Origin of the sequence: Streptomyces sp. NPDC058534, from assembly GCF_042717365.1 — a bacterium.
Lineage (GTDB): Bacteria > Actinomycetota > Actinomycetes > Streptomycetales > Streptomycetaceae > Streptomyces.
In genome coordinates this window covers 15,582-31,464 of record NZ_JBHXNW010000052.1, presented here as the reverse complement: position 1 = coordinate 31,464, position 15,883 = coordinate 15,582, and the positions used below count along the sequence as shown (strand labels likewise).

Annotated in this window: 16 protein-coding genes and 1 pseudogene; 11 read left to right on the top strand and 6 right to left on the bottom strand. The window is 70.8% G+C overall.

Going from position 1 to position 15,883, the window contains the following annotated elements; translation table 11 throughout:
* Positions 1 to 40 precede the first annotated feature (40 nt).
* On the top strand, positions 41 to 1,957 hold the full coding sequence (locus tag ACFWR9_RS28000) for a stealth family protein (protein ID WP_383846658.1): 1,917 nt from the start codon (positions 41 to 43) through the stop codon (positions 1,955 to 1,957).
* Positions 1,876 to 2,856, top strand: a complete 981-nt coding sequence (locus ACFWR9_RS27995) for an FkbM family methyltransferase (protein WP_383846657.1) — start codon at positions 1,876 to 1,878, stop codon at positions 2,854 to 2,856. The genes ACFWR9_RS28000 and ACFWR9_RS27995 overlap by 82 nt, the downstream gene beginning before the upstream one ends.
* Here the strand turns inward: ACFWR9_RS27995 and ACFWR9_RS27990 are convergent.
* Positions 2,810 to 4,228 (bottom strand): condensation domain-containing protein, encoded by a 1,419-nt coding sequence (locus ACFWR9_RS27990; RefSeq protein WP_383846656.1) that lies wholly within the window; start codon positions 4,226 to 4,228, stop codon positions 2,810 to 2,812. The genes ACFWR9_RS27995 and ACFWR9_RS27990 overlap by 47 nt on opposite strands.
* 248 nt (positions 4,229 to 4,476) lie before the next feature.
* Between ACFWR9_RS27990 and ACFWR9_RS27985 the strand changes: the two genes are divergently transcribed.
* The gene (locus ACFWR9_RS27985; RefSeq protein ID WP_383846655.1) at positions 4,477 to 4,659 is read left to right on the top strand and encodes a hypothetical protein; all 183 of its coding nucleotides are present in this window, start codon (positions 4,477 to 4,479) and stop codon (positions 4,657 to 4,659) included.
* Here ACFWR9_RS27985 and ACFWR9_RS27980 read toward each other — a convergent pair.
* Positions 4,632 to 5,105: a hypothetical protein gene (locus ACFWR9_RS27980; RefSeq protein ID WP_383846654.1), complete on the bottom strand. Its 474-nt coding sequence runs from the start codon at positions 5,103 to 5,105 to the stop codon at positions 4,632 to 4,634. The two genes, ACFWR9_RS27985 and ACFWR9_RS27980, sit on opposite strands and share 28 nt — an antisense overlap.
* A gap of 113 nt (positions 5,106 to 5,218) precedes the next feature.
* Here ACFWR9_RS27980 and ACFWR9_RS27975 point away from each other — a divergent pair, with 113 nt between their 5' ends.
* The 4 genes from ACFWR9_RS27975 to ACFWR9_RS27960 all read left to right on the top strand — a co-directional run bounded on the left by ACFWR9_RS27975 (position 5,219) and on the right by ACFWR9_RS27960 (position 8,209).
* Positions 5,219 to 6,151, top strand: a complete 933-nt coding sequence (locus ACFWR9_RS27975) for a Scr1 family TA system antitoxin-like transcriptional regulator (protein WP_383846653.1) — start codon at positions 5,219 to 5,221, stop codon at positions 6,149 to 6,151.
* Entirely contained in the window at positions 6,099 to 6,236 is a 138-nt protein-coding gene (locus tag ACFWR9_RS27970; RefSeq protein WP_383846652.1) for a DUF397 domain-containing protein, read from the top strand. The genes ACFWR9_RS27975 and ACFWR9_RS27970 overlap by 53 nt, the downstream gene beginning before the upstream one ends.
* 220 nt (positions 6,237 to 6,456) lie before the next feature.
* Positions 6,457 to 7,320, top strand: coding sequence for a helix-turn-helix domain-containing protein (locus ACFWR9_RS27965; protein WP_383846651.1), 864 nt, complete (start codon positions 6,457 to 6,459; stop codon positions 7,318 to 7,320).
* Positions 7,321 to 7,336: 16 nt separating this feature from the next.
* On the top strand, positions 7,337 to 8,209 hold the full coding sequence (locus ACFWR9_RS27960; protein ID WP_383846650.1) for a hypothetical protein: 873 nt from the start codon (positions 7,337 to 7,339) through the stop codon (positions 8,207 to 8,209).
* Positions 8,210 to 8,285: 76 nt separating this feature from the next.
* Here ACFWR9_RS27960 and ACFWR9_RS27955 read toward each other — a convergent pair whose 3' ends face one another.
* A complete protein-coding gene (locus ACFWR9_RS27955) occupies positions 8,286 to 9,203 on the bottom strand; it encodes a LysR substrate-binding domain-containing protein (RefSeq protein ID WP_383846649.1) in 918 nt (305 codons plus the stop codon).
* Positions 9,204 to 9,329: 126 nt separating this feature from the next.
* On the opposite strand from ACFWR9_RS27955, the gene ACFWR9_RS27950 reads away from it, so the two are divergent.
* From ACFWR9_RS27950 to ACFWR9_RS27940, 3 genes are all read left to right on the top strand, one after another.
* Entirely contained in the window at positions 9,330 to 9,725 is a 396-nt protein-coding gene (locus ACFWR9_RS27950; RefSeq protein WP_383846648.1) for a VOC family protein, read from the top strand.
* Between the two features lie 85 nt (positions 9,726 to 9,810).
* Complete coding sequence (locus ACFWR9_RS27945) at positions 9,811 to 10,812, top strand: ATP-binding cassette domain-containing protein (protein ID WP_383846647.1); 1,002 nt, start codon at positions 9,811 to 9,813, stop codon at positions 10,810 to 10,812.
* Positions 10,809 to 11,600 carry an ABC transporter permease gene (locus ACFWR9_RS27940; protein ID WP_383846646.1) on the top strand — a complete coding sequence of 264 codons (792 nt, stop codon included), beginning with the start codon at positions 10,809 to 10,811 and terminating at the stop codon, positions 11,598 to 11,600. Before ACFWR9_RS27945 ends, ACFWR9_RS27940 begins: the two co-directional genes overlap by 4 nt.
* Before the next feature lie 28 nt (positions 11,601 to 11,628).
* Here the strand turns inward: ACFWR9_RS27940 and ACFWR9_RS27935 are convergent, their stop codons facing one another.
* Both ACFWR9_RS27935 and ACFWR9_RS27930 read right to left on the bottom strand, forming a co-directional pair.
* A complete protein-coding gene (locus ACFWR9_RS27935) occupies positions 11,629 to 12,543 on the bottom strand; it encodes an alpha/beta fold hydrolase (protein ID WP_383846645.1) in 915 nt (304 codons plus the stop codon).
* 183 nt (positions 12,544 to 12,726) lie between these two features.
* Entirely contained in the window at positions 12,727 to 13,329 is a 603-nt protein-coding gene (locus tag ACFWR9_RS27930) for a TetR/AcrR family transcriptional regulator (RefSeq protein WP_383846644.1), read from the bottom strand.
* 196 nt (positions 13,330 to 13,525) lie between these two features.
* On the opposite strand from ACFWR9_RS27930, the gene ACFWR9_RS27925 reads away from it, so the two are divergent.
* The gene (locus ACFWR9_RS27925; protein ID WP_383846643.1) at positions 13,526 to 15,409 is read left to right on the top strand and encodes a protein kinase; all 1,884 of its coding nucleotides are present in this window, start codon (positions 13,526 to 13,528) and stop codon (positions 15,407 to 15,409) included.
* On the opposite strand, the pseudogene ACFWR9_RS27920 reads toward ACFWR9_RS27925, so the two are convergent.
* Positions 15,406 to 15,864 (bottom strand): annotated as a pseudogene (locus ACFWR9_RS27920) (LysR substrate-binding domain-containing protein); the annotation flags it as partial. The gene ACFWR9_RS27925 and the pseudogene ACFWR9_RS27920 sit on opposite strands and share 4 nt — an antisense overlap.
* Between the last annotated feature and the right edge of the window lie 19 nt (positions 15,865 to 15,883).

Sequence of the window (15,883 nt, the reverse complement as noted above, 5' to 3'; positions counted from 1 at the left end):
AGTGCATAGACACCTGGACTACACAGACCAGGGGTATGCGATGACCATCAACATTCCCGCGCAGGCCGATGCGCGCCGCGCCGCCCAGCTTCAGGCTCCACCGCCGTCCCTGATGCTCAGGACCTACCGAAGGCTGCTGCCCCTGCGGATGCGCAGGGCCGTGCGGGCCCGGTTCGGTGTGGAGCAGTGGGAGAGGCTGCGGCAGCGGCTGGAGAGACCGGCAGCCCTGGTGCACGAGGCGCGGCACCGTTGGCTGTGCGCGCGACTGAACCGCCGGGGCCTGCTGAGGGACGGCGAACGGGTGCCCGTACAGACCGCCGGTGGGACCCGTATCGCCCTGCTGCGAGAGGGCGTGACGCCCCTTCTGGCCCGGGAGCACAATCTGCGACTGGTGCTGAGCGCGCTGGAAGAAGCGGGCGTGGAGCACTTCGTCGTACGCAATGCCGCGAGCGCCTCCTCCGCCGTGGGGATCAGCTCCGAAGACCGGGCGGCAGCCGAAACCGCACTGATCGCCATGGGCGTGGACGTGCCGGCGTACCTCACTCGGACGGGTGGATCCGAGCGGGTCCGGGACCGGCGTGCGGAACCGGCCGGCTCCCGGCGTTCCTGGCACCGGGCCGCCGACCGGAAGGTCATCCGCATCTTCTGCTATCTGGCCGACGCCGCCGCACCCGGCATGGTGCTCGGCTCGGGCTACGGCTGCGACATCGAGGTCTGGCGACCGTCCGAGGAGGGTGCCGAACTCGTGGCGCCGCGCCGCAACCGTACCTGCGAGCGGGTCTGCCGGGTGGCGCCCGTGGTCGAGGTCCCCGGTCGCCGCTTCACCCGGCTCGCGTCCGAGCACACCCGGCCGCAGCCCGCCACCGTACGCACCCGGCGCGAGTTCGCCGAGCCGGTGCCCGACGACATCGACTTCCCCGTCGACGCCGTATACACCTGGGTCGACGGCTCCGACCCGGAGTGGCAGCGGCGCCGCGCGACGGTCGTGGGGGAGCCGTACCACCCGCAGGCCGCCAACGCGGCCCGCTATCTCAGCCGTGACGAGCTGCGCTATTCGCTGCGCTCGCTGCACATGCACGCCCCCTGGATCCGGCATGTCTACCTCGTCACCGACCAGCAGGTGCCCGCGTGGCTGGACACCGGACATCCCCGGCTCACGGTCGTCGACCACCGGGAGATCTTCACGGACCCCGGCATGCTCCCGACGTTCAACTCGCACGCCATCGAGAGCCAGCTGCATCACATCGAGGGGCTCGCCGAGCAGTTCCTCTACTTCAACGACGACGTCTTCCTCGGGCGCCCCACCGTGCCGCAGCAGTTCTTCCTGGCCAACGGCATCAGTAGGTTCTTCCTCTCGAAGGCGTTGCTGCCGCCCGTCGGAAGCGCGGGCGCGGACGACGTACCGGTCTCCGCCGCGGCCCTCACCAACCGCCGGCTCCTTCAGGCGCGCTTCGGCAGCAGCATCACCCAGAAGATGAAGCACACACCGTGCGCGCTGCGGCGCAGTGTGCTGGCCGAGATCGAGCAGGTCTTCGCGGAGGACCACCGGCGCACCGCCGCCCACGCCTTCCGCGGCCCGGACGACATCTCGATCACCAACTCGCTGCACCACTACTACGCGTTCCACACGGGCCGGGCCGTGCCCGGCGGCATCCGCTACGACTACATCGACATCGCCCAGCCCGGCATCGCCCCGCGGCTGCGCCGTCTGCTGGCCGCCAGATCGAATGTCGCCTTCTGCCTCAACGACACGGTGACCTGCGACGCCGAGGGCCACACCGATATGGCACTCGTACAGCGCTTTCTGGACGACTACTTCCCCACCCCCAGCCCCTTCGAGCACCAGCCCGACCACAAGGAAGCGCTCTCCCTGCCATGCCCCTCGCCATCAGGCTCCCTCACCATTCCGGCGTCCTCGAGACCGACGGCTCCTATCCACGCGCGCTCAACGTCCTGAGCCGCAAGCAGACCGCCGTACAGCGGCAGCTGCGCCGATCGGGCCTGGCGGGGTACGAGCCCGTGACCCAGGCGACGCTGCTGGCCCTGGCGCAGCAGGCGCCGCCGGGCAGCGCCGTGTACGACGTCGGCGCGCACATCGGGCTCTACGCGGCACTGATCGACGCGGTGTACGGCCACCGGCTGTCGGTGCACGCCTTCGAACCGACACCGGACACGGCAAGAATCTGCGGGGACATCCGTCGGCACAACGGCCTGGGCTTCGAGCTGATCACCTCGGCGGTCTCCGACACATCGGGCACCGCCGAGCTCTGCCTGTCACTGAAGGCCGAATCCTCCAACTCCCTCAACGCCGCGCATCGCAAGCACACCGAGACCGTGAGCGTGCCGGTCACCACGCTGGACGCGTTCACCGAGAAACGGTCGGTCCGGCCCCACCTCATCAAGATCGATGTGGAGACGCTGGAGGGCCAGGTGCTGGCGGGCGCGCTGGAGACGGTGCGCCGGCACCGGCCCTGGATCGTGCTGGAGATCCTGCCCAGCTCCGACCATGACGCCTTGGGCCGGGCGTTGGACGTGCTCAGCGAGCTGGGGTACGGACTGCATCTCCTCCAGCCGGAGAGCCCGTGGCCCGCCAGAAACCGCGGTGACTACCGCCCGCACGTGGGCAGTCAGTGCCGCGACTGGCTGCTCGCGCCGGCGCCGCTCACGTACGACTTCCACCACGCGGTACGCACCTGGCTCAGGGCCATCCTGGCGTGCGACGAGCGCACCAACCTGATCGTCCCCGGTGGTGCCGCCTTCCCCCGCCGCTGGAACGCCCCGTACCGGTCTGCCCCGGCGCGTAGCTCTTTCAGCTCTCTCGGCGTGCTGCGGGGACGCGGCGGGCGACGCTCTTGACGATGTCCCGCAGCCGCTCCACGTACAGCCCCAGGTTCTTGTGCGCGACGTCGGTGTCCGGGTACCGGCCGGCGAACCAGAGGCCCTCGGGGAGCCGGGTGACCCACGCGCACACCTGGTCGCCGTACGAGACCCGGAGCAGGGCGTACGCCGACTGGTCCGGCCAGTGACCGGCGCCGGGGACGTCGCGGGCGTCGACGTACGAGACGATCGAGTACAGGTCGGGCGAGGTCGGCCGGAAGTCCGTGCCGAGCAGGCGCAGCACCCGGTCGATCGGCATGCGGGACAGCCGCCGGTTGGCCTGGAGTTCGGCCCGTACGGTGCGCAGGGCGCTCGGGAAGTCTTGGGCCCGCGCCACCGGGACCTCGATCGGGGCCCCGCCCACGTACCAGCCCACGGACTCCGACCACTGGGACCGGGAGCGGGTGTGGAAGGGGACGACGGTGCGGTAGACGGGCTCGCCGCCGATCTCGTGGACGATCAGCGCGGTGGCGGCGAGGACACCGACCAGGCTGCCGCCGTACGGGCGGCAGTACGCCTCGAAGGCGGCGGCGTCGGCCGCGTCCACCAACGGCTCGCGCAGCATCCGCTGTTCGGGCAGGGTGCCGCCGGGCTGGACGCCGAGGTCGACGGGGAAGGACGGCAGCCGTCCGTCGCACCGGCGGATGAACTCCCGCCAGCGGGCGACGATGTCGTGAGTGCCGTCGATCCGGTCCGCGTCGGCCCGCTCGGCCTCGCAGAAGTCGACGTAGGAGCCGACGCGGGGCCGCGGCACGGTCCGGCCCGCGACGCCGGCCGCGTACAGCTCGTGGACCTCGGCGGGGATGCGGTAGATGGAGTAGGCGTCGACGTTGCTGTGGTCGAAGGCCATGTAGACACTGACGCCGTCGTCGCGGACGACCGCCGTGTAGATGAGGTTGGGCCAGCGCAGCGCGTCCGCGACCCGGTCGAAGCGGTCCTGGAGGTGGCGGGCGAGGCCCGTCGCGTCCGGGAAGTCGCCGATGTCCTCGCGGTGCAGGGACACGGAGTCGGCGTCGAGGGTGAACCGCCGCATGTCGTCACCGCTCTCGCCTCCCCACCGGAAGCCGCTGCGCAGCGTCTCGTGCCGCAGGGTCCAGGCGCGCAGCGCCTCCTGGAGCACGTCGAGGTCGACCGGGCCGGGGATGTCGAAGGCCGCGCCGAGCCAGGTCGGCACGAACAGCCCGTCCTCGCGCACCGATCGGGCCGTGCGGATGTGCGACTCCTGGATATAGGCGGGTGGTCGCGCGTCCTCGGGCAGCGCCGCCGCGATGTCCAGCGTCCTGGGACTGAACGTCCACTCGACGAGGCGCCCGGGCCGGATCTCGCAGCGGTGGATGTCGGTCATTCGCACGAGGGGTCTCCGTTCGCAGATGTAACAGACCCGACCAAGGGAATGCCGTCTCCACGACCGCGCACCCGCCGTGTCGCCACGGTTCAACGGAACGGATGGCCCTTCGAACGACAGTACGGCCGCCCGGGTGAGGTCATAATGCGGGGCATGTCGCTTCAGGGGACGGACGCCTACCGGGACGACGGCACCCTGCCGGCGTTGGTCGTCCGGGCCGTGACGGCGGCACGCGCCCACGGCTTCGCCTTCTCGTGCCGACCGGAACAGGGGCGCCTGCTCCACCCCTCTTCGACGGCGCACCCGACCACCCCCGGCTGCACTGGCTCGACCACCCCGCCCTGCGCTCCACCGAACTCCGCCTCGCCCCGGACCTCGCGGTGATCGTCGGCACCCGGATTCCGGGTCGTCAGACGCGGCACTCCAGCACCGCGTAGTCGGCGAAGCAGCGGCGGTAGCGGGTGTGCCGGGTCTCCCGGGTGTGCCCGCGCTGCCACTCCTCGACGTCCGTCGGGGCGGGGCAGGGCCCGGACGTGGCGCCGCAGTCCGCGTCTTCGCCGGACACGCAGTACGCCTGGTACTCGGGCAGCGCGGACGGGTCCTGGACGATCGAGAACGGTACGTAGCGGAACACCCGGCATCCGTCGTCATGCTCCCGCCGCTGGTGCCGGGCCAGCAGCACATCGGCGTCGGTCTCCGCGCTCCCGTCGCCGACCGCCCGGGCGTGTGCGCGCAGTACGGCCAGCTCCGCGCAGGCCGCACAGCCGGCCACCGGCACGGGCGGTGGCGGCAGCGCGACCAGCGTCCGCGCCATCAAAGTGTCGGTGACCGAACGGTCGTTGACCGCCCGCACCGCGGCGCTCAGCCGCTCCTCGCGATCCATCGTGCAACCTCCGTGACTCTGGGTGTATCGAGAGTCGCGCAGGGGAATCGTCGGTATCAACGCCTGACGCGTGACACACGTCCATTGTCACGGAGGGAGGCGGGGGAGGGATCGTGGGGCGACGCAACGCCGTTGGCTCGGGCGCGAGTACGGCCGCCGTGTTCGGCGAGGTGCTGCGGCATTTCCGGGAGGCCGCGGCGCTCACCCAGGAGGGCCTCGCGGCCCGCATCCCCTGCGACCGGTCGCACATCGCCCGGGTGGAGGCGGGGACGCGGGTGCCGCAGGACACGTTCGCGAAGACGTGCGACGAGTTGCTGGGCACGGGTGGGGTGTTGGCGCGGTTGTGGGGGCGGATCGACTGGTATCCGGAGGTGGAGCATCCGGACTGGTTCCGGCGGAGGGCCGAGATGGATGCGGTGGCGGTGGCTCTGCGGGAGTATCAGGAGCGCCTCGTCCCTGGCCTGTTGCAGACGGAGAGGTACGCGCGGGCGCTGTTCTCCCGCGTCGCGAGCGGCGACGAGTTGGAGGAACGGGTTCGGGCTCGGCTGAGCCGACAGCAACGCTTTCTGACCGATGGTGGTCCGTCCTACGTCGTCGTCCTGGACGAGAGCTGCATCCGTAATGCGGTGGGCGGCCCCGAGGTGATGCGCGACCAGTGCGCGGTGCTGCTGGACCTCGGCCGCCGCTCCAACATCCGCATCCAAGTGGCCCCGGCGGCCTACCCGGAACTCCTGCGCCCGAACGTCTCGATGTCTCTCATCGAACTGCCCGACGGTGAGCGTTGGCTCTATTCGGAGTCCCTGGACCGAGGCCATTTCAACAGCGATCCAGCCGCCTATGTGGAGCACAGCCACACCTATGATGTGCTCAGGGCGGACTCACTTTCGACTCGCCAGACGGTCGCCCTCGTCGGCGACGCGATGGAGAGGTATCAACAGGATGGACTGGATCAAGAGCAGCTACAGCGGCGAGAACGGCGGCAACTGCGTCGAGGTGGCCCCCGGTTGTATGGACGTCGTCCCCGTCCGCGACAGCAAGAACCCTGACGGCCCCGTCCTGGTCGTCAGCCGGTCCGCCTGGGCCGCGTTCACCGGAACCCGCGTCTTCGAGTTCCGGTCTCACGGGCGGTAATTCCCAAAGGACGATGGGGAAGAAAGAACCTCACCAAGCCCCACCCCTCCCGCCCACGGCGTCGACTCACTCGCTTGGGTGAACATCACCGGTTGGGCTGGATTTCGGAGCCCCCAACTCCCTTACGCTCAGCGCAACAACCGCTGACATATGTCGGCCCCCGCCGGGGACTAGCGATCCCCGCGAGGGCCTGACCACCGAGGAAGAAGACCCCTTCCTGATGGATACCCAAGACCTTAGCGCGCCCCCGCGCGCCCAGTCCGCCACTGGCGACAACCACCCACGTTCGGGCGTCATCCACGACAACGTCCGCCACACCGCCAACTTCACCGTGGTCGGCAACCACCTCGCCCAGCACCCGGACCTCTCCCTGCTGGCGATCGGGCTGGGCCTGCACATCCAGTCCGTACGCGGCGGCACCTCCGTGGACATCAAGAGCCTGGCCGCCCGCTTCAAGGAGGGCACGGTCCGCATCGCCGCCGCGCTGCGCGAGTTGGAGGCCCACGGCTACCTGCGGCGCGAGCGAGAGCGCGCGGCTGACGGCCGTATCGTCACCCGCACCGTCTCCTGCAACGACCCCCGGGCCCGGCACAGGGCGGCGGCCACCGACTGCCCTGCCCGGCCGAAGGCCCCGGTACGGCCCGAACGCAGAGCCGTCGTGCGCAAGGCGCTCCCCGCCGTACCGGAGCCGAGCTGCACCGCCCCCGCGCTGCTCCGGGCCGCCACCGACCTGCTCACCGACCTGCGACGACACGACTCCCGCCTGCTGCTCTCCGCGACCGACACGGCGCACCTGGCGCCCGGCGTCGCGGCCTGGCTGGAGCGGGACGTCCGCTCCACAGCCGTACGTCACGCCCTGACCGCCAACCTGCCGGACGAGCCCCTGCACCGCCCGGCCGCCCTGCTGGCCCACCGCCTCGCGGCTCAGCTGCCACCCCCGGCCCCGTTCCGCCCCGTGGCAGCCGCCCCGCCGCCACCCCGACACCCGATCCGGAACTGCGACGGCTGCGATCGAGGCTTCCGGGGCCCCGAGACCGAAACCCACTGCCGCGGCTGCCGGACAGTAGCCGCCCCCCACCCCTGAACCAGCAAGGAATCCCATGGTCAGCCCGCCCCACGAGGCGATGCACCGCATCTTCCAGCACGACCCCGGGCTCTTCAGCCGCGTCTCGCGGTTCCTCGGGATCGACCTCCCCAAGCCCATCGGAGCGACCGCTCTACCGACCGACCTCACCGAGGCCAGTCCCGTCGAACGCCGCGTGGACACGCTCCTGCGCTTCGAGACGGCAGAGCACGGCGCGTTCCTCCTGGCCGTCGAAGCCCAGGGCAAGAAGGACCCGGACAAGCCCGCGAGCTGGGCGTACTACGTCTCGTACCTCTGGACGAAGTACCGGCTGCCCACAGCGCTCCTCGTCGTCTGCCAGGACCACGTCACCGCCAAATGGGCCCAGCGAGCGGTGAGCAGCGGACTGCCTCAGTTGCCCACCCTCACCCTGCAGCCCGTGGTCGCAGGCCCGCACAACATGCCGGTGATCACCGATCCGGACGAGGCCCGCGCCGACCTGGTCCTGGCCAGCCTGGCGGCGATCACGCACGCTGCGGAACCGGTCGTCAATGCGATACTGAAGGCCCTGTCCACCGCTCTGCGGGACGCGCCCCAAGACGTCGCGGACCCCATCGTCGAATTCACCGCACATGGACTGGGCAACCGCCCGGCCAAGCACCTCTGGAGGAACCTGGTGGCCGTGGACCTCTCCTTCTACAAGTCCTACATCTCCGAAGAAATCCGCGACGAAGGCCGTGCGCAGCGTGGCGCCGAAGACGTCCTGCTGGTTCTGGAACAGCGTGGCCTCGACGTCTCCGACGACGTCCGCGCCCGTATCACGGAGTGCGGTGATCCCGAGGTCCTCCGCCACTGGCTGGCCCGTGCCGTGACCGCGTCCGAGGCTGAGGCGATCTTCGAAGGCGAGTGACCCCACGCCGAGGCCCTGGACCGTGGCAGGGGAGGCCACGGCCCAGGGCCGGTATGTGGGGGCGGGCGCCAGCTAGCTAGGGCATGTCGTCCGGATCAGGCCGCACCCGCTGCAGGGCGGCCGTTTCGACGACGGTGCGGACGAACGCGCGCACCTTCGGGGTGTTCCCGGTGGCCGGCCACAGGAGGCCGTACTCCACCGGCGGGGCGTCGCGGAAGGGGACGTAGGCGATGTCCGGGCGGGAGTAGTAGTGCGCCGCCCGTGCGGAGGTGGGGGAGACTCCCTTGCCCGCGCCGACCAGGGCGAGCACTTCCTGCCAGGCGGTGGTCGACGGACCGCGCGGGATGGGCCGGCCCTTCGGTGTGCGGTGGGGGTAGTGGAAGTCGAGGACGTACGGGGGCTGTCCGGTGACGGTGATCATCGGGGCCTCGGCGAGGTCCTCCAGGGAGACGGTCTCCCGCTCGGCGAACGGGTGGCCGGCGGGGACGGCGAGGCCGCGGGGCTCGGAGAAGAGCACCGGGCCGTTGACGATGTCCGGCTCGTCGATGGGCAGCTCGATCAGCTGGAGGTCGCGGCTGCCGTCGCGCAACGGTCCGAGCGGGTCGTTCAGCTGGGAGTCCTGAATGTGGACCACGCAGTCGGGGTGACGGGCCCGGAAGATGTCGGCCGCCGCCACGACGAGGTTGCCGCACCATGCGGCGGAGTAGCCGACGCGGAGTTCCCCGGTGATCCCCCGGCCGGCGGTGGCAGCGGTGGCCAGCGCTTCCTGGATCTGCCGATAGCCGGCGGCCAGGCCGTCTCTCAGCTGTTCCCCGACGGGTGTCAGCTGGACGTTGCGGCTGGTCCGCTTGAACAGTTCGGCGCCGATGGCACGTTCCTGCTTCTTGATGACCTGGCTGACGCGGGCGGGAGTGACGTGCAACCGGTCCGCCGTCCGGCCGAAATGCAGCTCCTCCGCCAAGGCCAGGAAGATCTGTATCTCCCGCAGCTCCACGCCCGCCGCCCCCGATTCGTGAATCGCTGTGTTAACCGCCGTTGCACGATACGTCGTTGATGCGCCCGTCGGCAGCGTCGATGCTTGACCGTGACGGCAGCGGGCAACGCGGAAGGAACTCAGCGGATGAACATCATTGCGTCGGCGGTGCTGCTGACCGTCGGCCACCCGGCGGCGTCGAGCCGGTTCTTCACCAGCCATCTGGGGTTCCGGGAGGTGCTGGTGGCCGACGGTGTCATCCACCTTTCACGCGACGACGCGGCCACCGACCTCGTCGTACTGCGATGCGATCGATGCGACACGCAGCCGCATCCGGGGCAGCAGCCCGCCGCGCACGCCGAAGTGATGGTGTCCTTCACGGTCACCGACCTGGCCGCCGAACACGAGCGGCTGCGGCGGGAGGGCGCGCGGATCACGATGCCGTTGCGCCAGGAGCCGTGGGGTGAATGGGTGCTGCAACTCCTCGACCCCAACGGTGTAGTGATCCAGATCGTGGAGTGGGTGCCGCCCGTCGGCGCCTGACGGGCTCTCGCTCCACTCAACCCGATTCCCTTTCCTTTTCATCCTTCGAGTCATTCCTCGAGTCATCCTTCGAACGGGAGGACCCATGCTTTCTTCTGTCATGTCCACATCCATTCCGGGCGGCGAATCACACGCGCCCGCCGCTGTCTCCACCGTCGGCCTGCGCAAGTCGTACGGCGACAAGGCCGTGCTCGACGGGATCGATCTGCGAATCCCGGCCGGGTCCGTATTCGCGCTGCTCGGCCCGAACGGTGCCGGCAAGACCACCGTCGTGAAGATCCTGTCCACGCTCATCGCCGCCGACGGCGGGCAGGCCCAGGTCGCGGGCCACGACCTCGCCGAGGCACCCGCCGGGGTGCGGGCGGCGATCGGGGTCACCGGCCAGTTCTCGGCCGTGGACGGGCTGATCACCGGCGAGGAGAACATGCTCCTCATGGCGGACCTGCACCACCTGTCCAAGCCCGACGGACGGCGGGTCGCCGCCGAACTGCTGGAGCGGTTCGACCTGGTGAAGGCCGCCAAGAAGCCCGCCCAGAGCTACTCCGGCGGCATGAAGCGGCGCCTGGACATCGCCATGACGCTGGTCGGCGACCCCCGGATCATCTTCCTCGACGAGCCGACCACCGGCCTCGACCCGCGCAGCCGCCACAACATGTGGCAGATCATCCGCGAGCTGGTCACGGGCGGCGTCACCGTCTTCCTGACCACCCAGTACCTGGAGGAGGCCGACGAACTCGCCGACCGTATCGCTGTGTTGAACGACGGCAAGATCGCCGCCGAGGGCACCGCCGAGGAGCTCAAGCGGCTCATCCCCGGCGGCCACGTCCAACTCCGCTTCACCGACCCGTCCGCGTACCAGAGCGCCGCCGTCGCACTGCGCGACGTCACCCGGGACGACGAGGCGCTCGCGCTGCAGATCCCCAGCGACGGCAGCCAGCGCGCGCTGCGCTCCATCCTCGACCGGCTGGACTCGGCCGGTATCGAGGCCGACGAGCTGACCGTGCACACCCCCGACCTCGACGACGTGTTCTTCGCCCTCACCGGCCCCGCCAACGTCCCCAACCAGCCCAAGGAGACCGCCCGATGAGCTCCCTCTCTGACGTTGTACGCGACTCGAACACAATGCTGCGCCGCAACCTGCTGCACGCGTGGCGCTACCCGTCCGGGACCCTGAACCTGCTGCTCACGCCGATCATGATGCTGCTGCTCTTCGTCTACATCTTCGGCGACGTGATGAGCGCCGGCATCGGTGGTGGCGGCGCGGACCGCTCCGACTACATCGCCTATATCGTCCCCGGCCTGCTGCTGATGACCGTCGGCAGCACCGTGATCGGGGCCGCGGTGTCCGTCTGCGTGGACATGACCCAGGGCCTCACCGCCCGCTTCCGCACCATGGCGATCTACCGGGGCTCTCTGCTCGTCGGGCATGTCGTCGGCGGCGTACTGCAGTGCGTGATGAGCGTGGTCCTCGTCGGCGCCGTCGGCGTGGCGATGGGCTTCCGGTCCACGGACGCCACGGCACTGGAGTGGATCGCGGCGTTCGGGCTGATCACGCTGTTCGCCCTGGCACTCACCTGGATCGCGGTCGGGATGGGCGCGGCCAGTCCGAACCCCGAGGCGGCCGGCAACATGGCCATGCCGCTGATCCTCCTGCCGCTCATCTCCAGCGCCTTCATCCCGGCCGACACCATGCCCGGCTGGTTCCGACCGATCGCCGAGTACCAGCCGTTCACGCCTGCCATCGAGACGCTGCGCGGACTCCTTCTCGGCACCGAGATCGGCGACAACTGGTGGATCGCCATTGCCTGGTGCCTCGGCCTCACGCTCCTCGGCTACCGCTGGTCGACGGCACAGTTCAACCGCGACGCCAAGTAGGCGACTTGAGCGCGCGGGCCGTCCCCCCCTAGCGGGCGTTCGCTGCGCGGTGGGTGACCTTGTTGATGGCCTTGAGGGCGAGGTCGGGGCGGTCGGTGTGGATGTAGTGGCCGGCGCCCTTGGCGGTGGTGACGTGGCTGTTGCGGGAGATCTTGCGCCATTCGTGCTGGCCCTTGGCCCACATGCGCTCCAGGGCGGGGCCGTACTGGGGGACCTCGGCGTACTGGGACTCGTGCTTGAGGATCTCGACGGGGATGCGGCCCGCGGAGTGGACCCTGCCGTCGGCGATGACGAACTGCTCCGGGTTCTGGCCTTCGTTGACGGCGAGGGCGCCGGCGCGGATCTGGGCGGGGATGCCGGTGGCGTCGGCGGGGATGGTGCGGTTCATGTCGCGGGTGAGGTGGGGGATGGTGGCGTCGAGGAGGACGAGGCCCTTGACGCGGTCGGTGTGGTGGGGGGTGTAGCGGGCGGCGATGTAGCCGCCGAGGGAGTGGCCGGCCAGGACCACGGGGCGGTCGCCGGCGAGGCGGTCGAGGACATTGGTGAGGAGCCTGCCGGTGTCGTCCATGGTCTGGAGGGTGCCCGGGGCGGGCTTGTCGCTGGCGCCCTCCCCGAGGCGGTCGTAGGAGCAGACGCGGGTCGTCTTGCTCACCGTCTTCTGGAGGGGTGCCATGTTGTCCAGGCCCTCGCCGCCGCCGGCCATCAGAAGGACGAGGGGCTTGTCGGTGCCGGTGTCGGTGGTGTTGCCGGAGCAGGAGACGTTGACCGTGTGGCCGTCGATGCGGAGCTTCTTCGTGCCGGTGAAGGTGGCTCCCGTCGAGGCCGCCTCGGAGTTGGTGTCGGTGGTGGCCTTGGCGTATTCCTCGTTGAGGACGAGTCCCGCACCGGCGACGGTGCAGACCACGGCGATGGCGGCGGTGGCCTTGGCGAGGGTGCGGAACATGGGGGCCTCCAGCGGGGCATGGTGGGGGTAGGGCGACGTGTTCGTGGGGTCTTTCTCGGTCGGCCTGTCGTGCTCGGCGACTGGTGAAAACTCTATGGTCGCGGCCGTGTTGGGTCGTCACCCCGCGGTGGACACCTGCGCGTAGCTCGCACGGGGGACAGCCGCGCAGCAGCCGAGCCGGTCCTACACCCCGCCCGCGCTGATCGACCGCCAGATCCGGTCCGGCAGTACCCGCGCCGCCTCCTCCAGGTCCAGGTCCCTGATTCCCGCGACGTGGCGGCGGGCGACGGCCACGACCGGGCCCAGGACCAGGGACTCCAGCACGGGCTGGGGCAGCGGGGCCAGTTCGCCGGAGGCGATGTGCGGCTGGGCCCACGCGGCGAACGCCGACACGGCCGGCGCCTGCGCCTCCCGCGTCTCCTGGGCCCGGGGCATCATGCGCTCGTCGGCGTAGGGGGAGTGGAGGAGCAGCGCCGCGCCCGGGTGGTCGCGGACGAAGGCGAAGTACGCCTCCACCACCGCCCGGATTCCGGCCCGTGCGCCCTCCGTGGCGATCAGCGCCGTGACCATCTGCCCCATCAGCCTGCCCGTCCAGCGTTCCGTGAGGGCCGTGAGGAGGCCGTCCAGGCTGCCGAAGTGGTGGTAGAGGCTGCCGAGGCTGACGCCGCTGGTCCGGGTGACGGCGGTGACGGTGACGCCCTGTTCGCCCGACTCCGTGTAGAGGCGCAGTGCGGCGTCCAGGAGCTTGTCGGAGGTGACCTCACCGCGGTGCTGCTTGGGGCTCATCGACAGGCCGTTCTCGTCGTGCGTGCTGGGGCTCGTTCCCGATCTCGTTCTAGAGTCTCTTTCTAGAAAGCACTTCCAATTCTACGTCCTCCTGGCTGAGAATGTCCCCGTCGGACGCGCGCGTCCGCCCGGATTCAGGGGGATCGGGCGGGCCGCGGGTCCGCGATCGTCAGGACAACGGGGAGACGGGGCAGGCGTGTTGGAGCTGGATGGCAGTGGTGCCGAGCCACTGGAGGACGAGGACCCGCGGCGAATCGGTGAGATCCCGCTGATCGGACGCCTCGGCGCGGGCGGCATGGGCCGGGTCTATCTCGGCGTCCACGAGGGACGGTATGCCGCCGTCAAACAGCTACTGCCCTCGATCGTCGCCGAGGACAAGGACTTCCTGCGCCGCTTCGGGCACGAGCTGGACAACCTCGCGCGGCTGCCGGACGAGGTGACCGCCCCGCTCCTCGCGGGTGACCGCACCGCCCGGCCCCCGTGGTTCGCCACCGCCTACGTCCCGGGAATCACCCTGACCGAGGCGATCGAGGCCCACGAGGGCCCGCTGCCCGCCGACGCGCTGTGGCTGCTGCTGCGCGAGGCCGCATCCGGGCTGGCGGCGGTGCACGAGCTGGACATGGTCCACCGGGATCTGAAGCCGTCCAACGTCATGCTCACCCTCGACGGCCTCACCCTCATCGACTTCGGCGTGGCCCGTGCCGCCGAGCAGAGCCAGCTCACCCGGTCCGGCATGGTGGTGGGTACCCCCGCCTACATGTCCCCCGAACAGGCCTCGGGGACGCGGGGCTCGACCGGCGCCGTCGACGTGTTCGCGCTCGGTTCGGTCCTCGCGTACGCGGCGAGTGGCCGCCCGCCTTTCGGTGACGAGTCCGGGCACGCGGTGCTCTACCGGATCGTGCACGAGCAGCCCGACCTCGACGCGGTACGCGCGCTGGACCCGGATCTCGCCGAGGTGGTCACGGCCTGCCTCGACAAGGACTTCGAGGGTCGGCCGACCGCCACCGAGCTGGTCGGAATCGCCGAGCGGCACGGACCCTTCGAGCCGCCGCTGTGGCCGGAGGCCGTCACCGTGCGGCTCGCCGAACGGGCCTCGTTCGTCACGAAGTTGCCGGACGCGGCGGACCTCCCCGCGCCTGAGCCGGAGCCCCGGCCCGAGCTCACGGTCACCCGGGGCCGGGATCCGGAACGGCATGGGCGCCGTCGCCGTACCCGAGTCCTTCTCGGTGCGGTGCCGGTAGTGCTCGCGACGGGGGCGACCCTCGCGGTCCAGCTCATGCCGTACGTCTCCCAGGACAGGGCGGACGCCGCGCCCTCCCCGTCCGTCTCGGCGTCCGCGGGCCCGGCGGGGCAGCCGTCGGAGCCGGCGACGGGCCGACCGACAACGGCCGGATCGCCGTCACCGTCGGACGGCAAGGACGGCAAGGACGGCAAGGGCGGTGAAGACGGTACCGACGGAGCCAAGGGGGGCGGGGACGGCGGCGGGGGAACAGACGGGGCCGGTACGGGCAGCACTGGCGGTGGTGGCTCCGGCGGCGGAGGCTCGGACAGTGGCTCCGCCGGCTCCGGTACGTCTTCCGCCTCGGGCGGCTCAGGCGGCTCGGGCGGCTCAGGCGGCTCGGGCGGCTCAGGCAGCTCGGGCGGGTCGTCCGGGTCCGGTGGATCGTCGTCCGGGGGCGGCTCCGGCGGCGGCTCGGGAGACACCGGCACTCCCGAGTCCGGCCCCTTCGCCCTCAAGAACGGTGAGAACGGGAAGTGCCTGACCCAGGTCTACGGCGCCGCCGACGACGGCTCCTGCGGGAGCTCGGCCGCGTCCTGGAGCTACCGCAGCGCGTCGGACGGCTCCGTCAAGGTCATCAACGAGTCCACCGGTTCCTGCCTCGGCGCGAACATGCTCGGCCAGGCCGTGTTCACCCGTGACTGCAATTCCGCCGGTACCTCCCACCTGTGGCGTCCTGGCTCCGGAAGCACCCTGAAGAGCGTTTCCAACGGCGGCTGCCTGGACCTGGCCTACGGCGGTGGTGTCTCCACGCAGCCCTGCGAGTCCGGAACGGCGTCCCAGCGCTGGACGCGGAGCTAAGACGCGCCCGACGGTCCGCGGCCGGCGTCGTACGCGGCGACCGTCGTCCGGACGAAGGAGCGGATCAGCGGGTTCTGGTCGGCCTCGCGCCAGGCCACCAGGACGCGGCTCGGCGCCAGCCCGGTCAGCGGCACCACGGTGAGCCCCTCACCGGGCTCGTGGCCGACGAGGGTCATTCCGACCGTGCCGTTCCAGAGCACGGCCTGCCGGCATTCCCGCACGGTGCGCACCACCGGACCGGGCCGCACCTCCCCGCCGTTCCAGTACGTCTGCCACAGGGGGTCGGTGCCCTCCGGGAAGCGGAACCAGCGGCGGTCGGCCAGTTCGGCCGGCGCCAGGCCGGCGCGGTGGGCGAGCGGATCGTCGGCGCGCAGCAGCGCCCCCACCGGGTCGGCGCGCAACTCGTACGTGGTCAGGCCGGTCCGGTCGAAGGGACCACCGGAAAGCTGGACGTCACCTGGGCTGCCGGTGCCC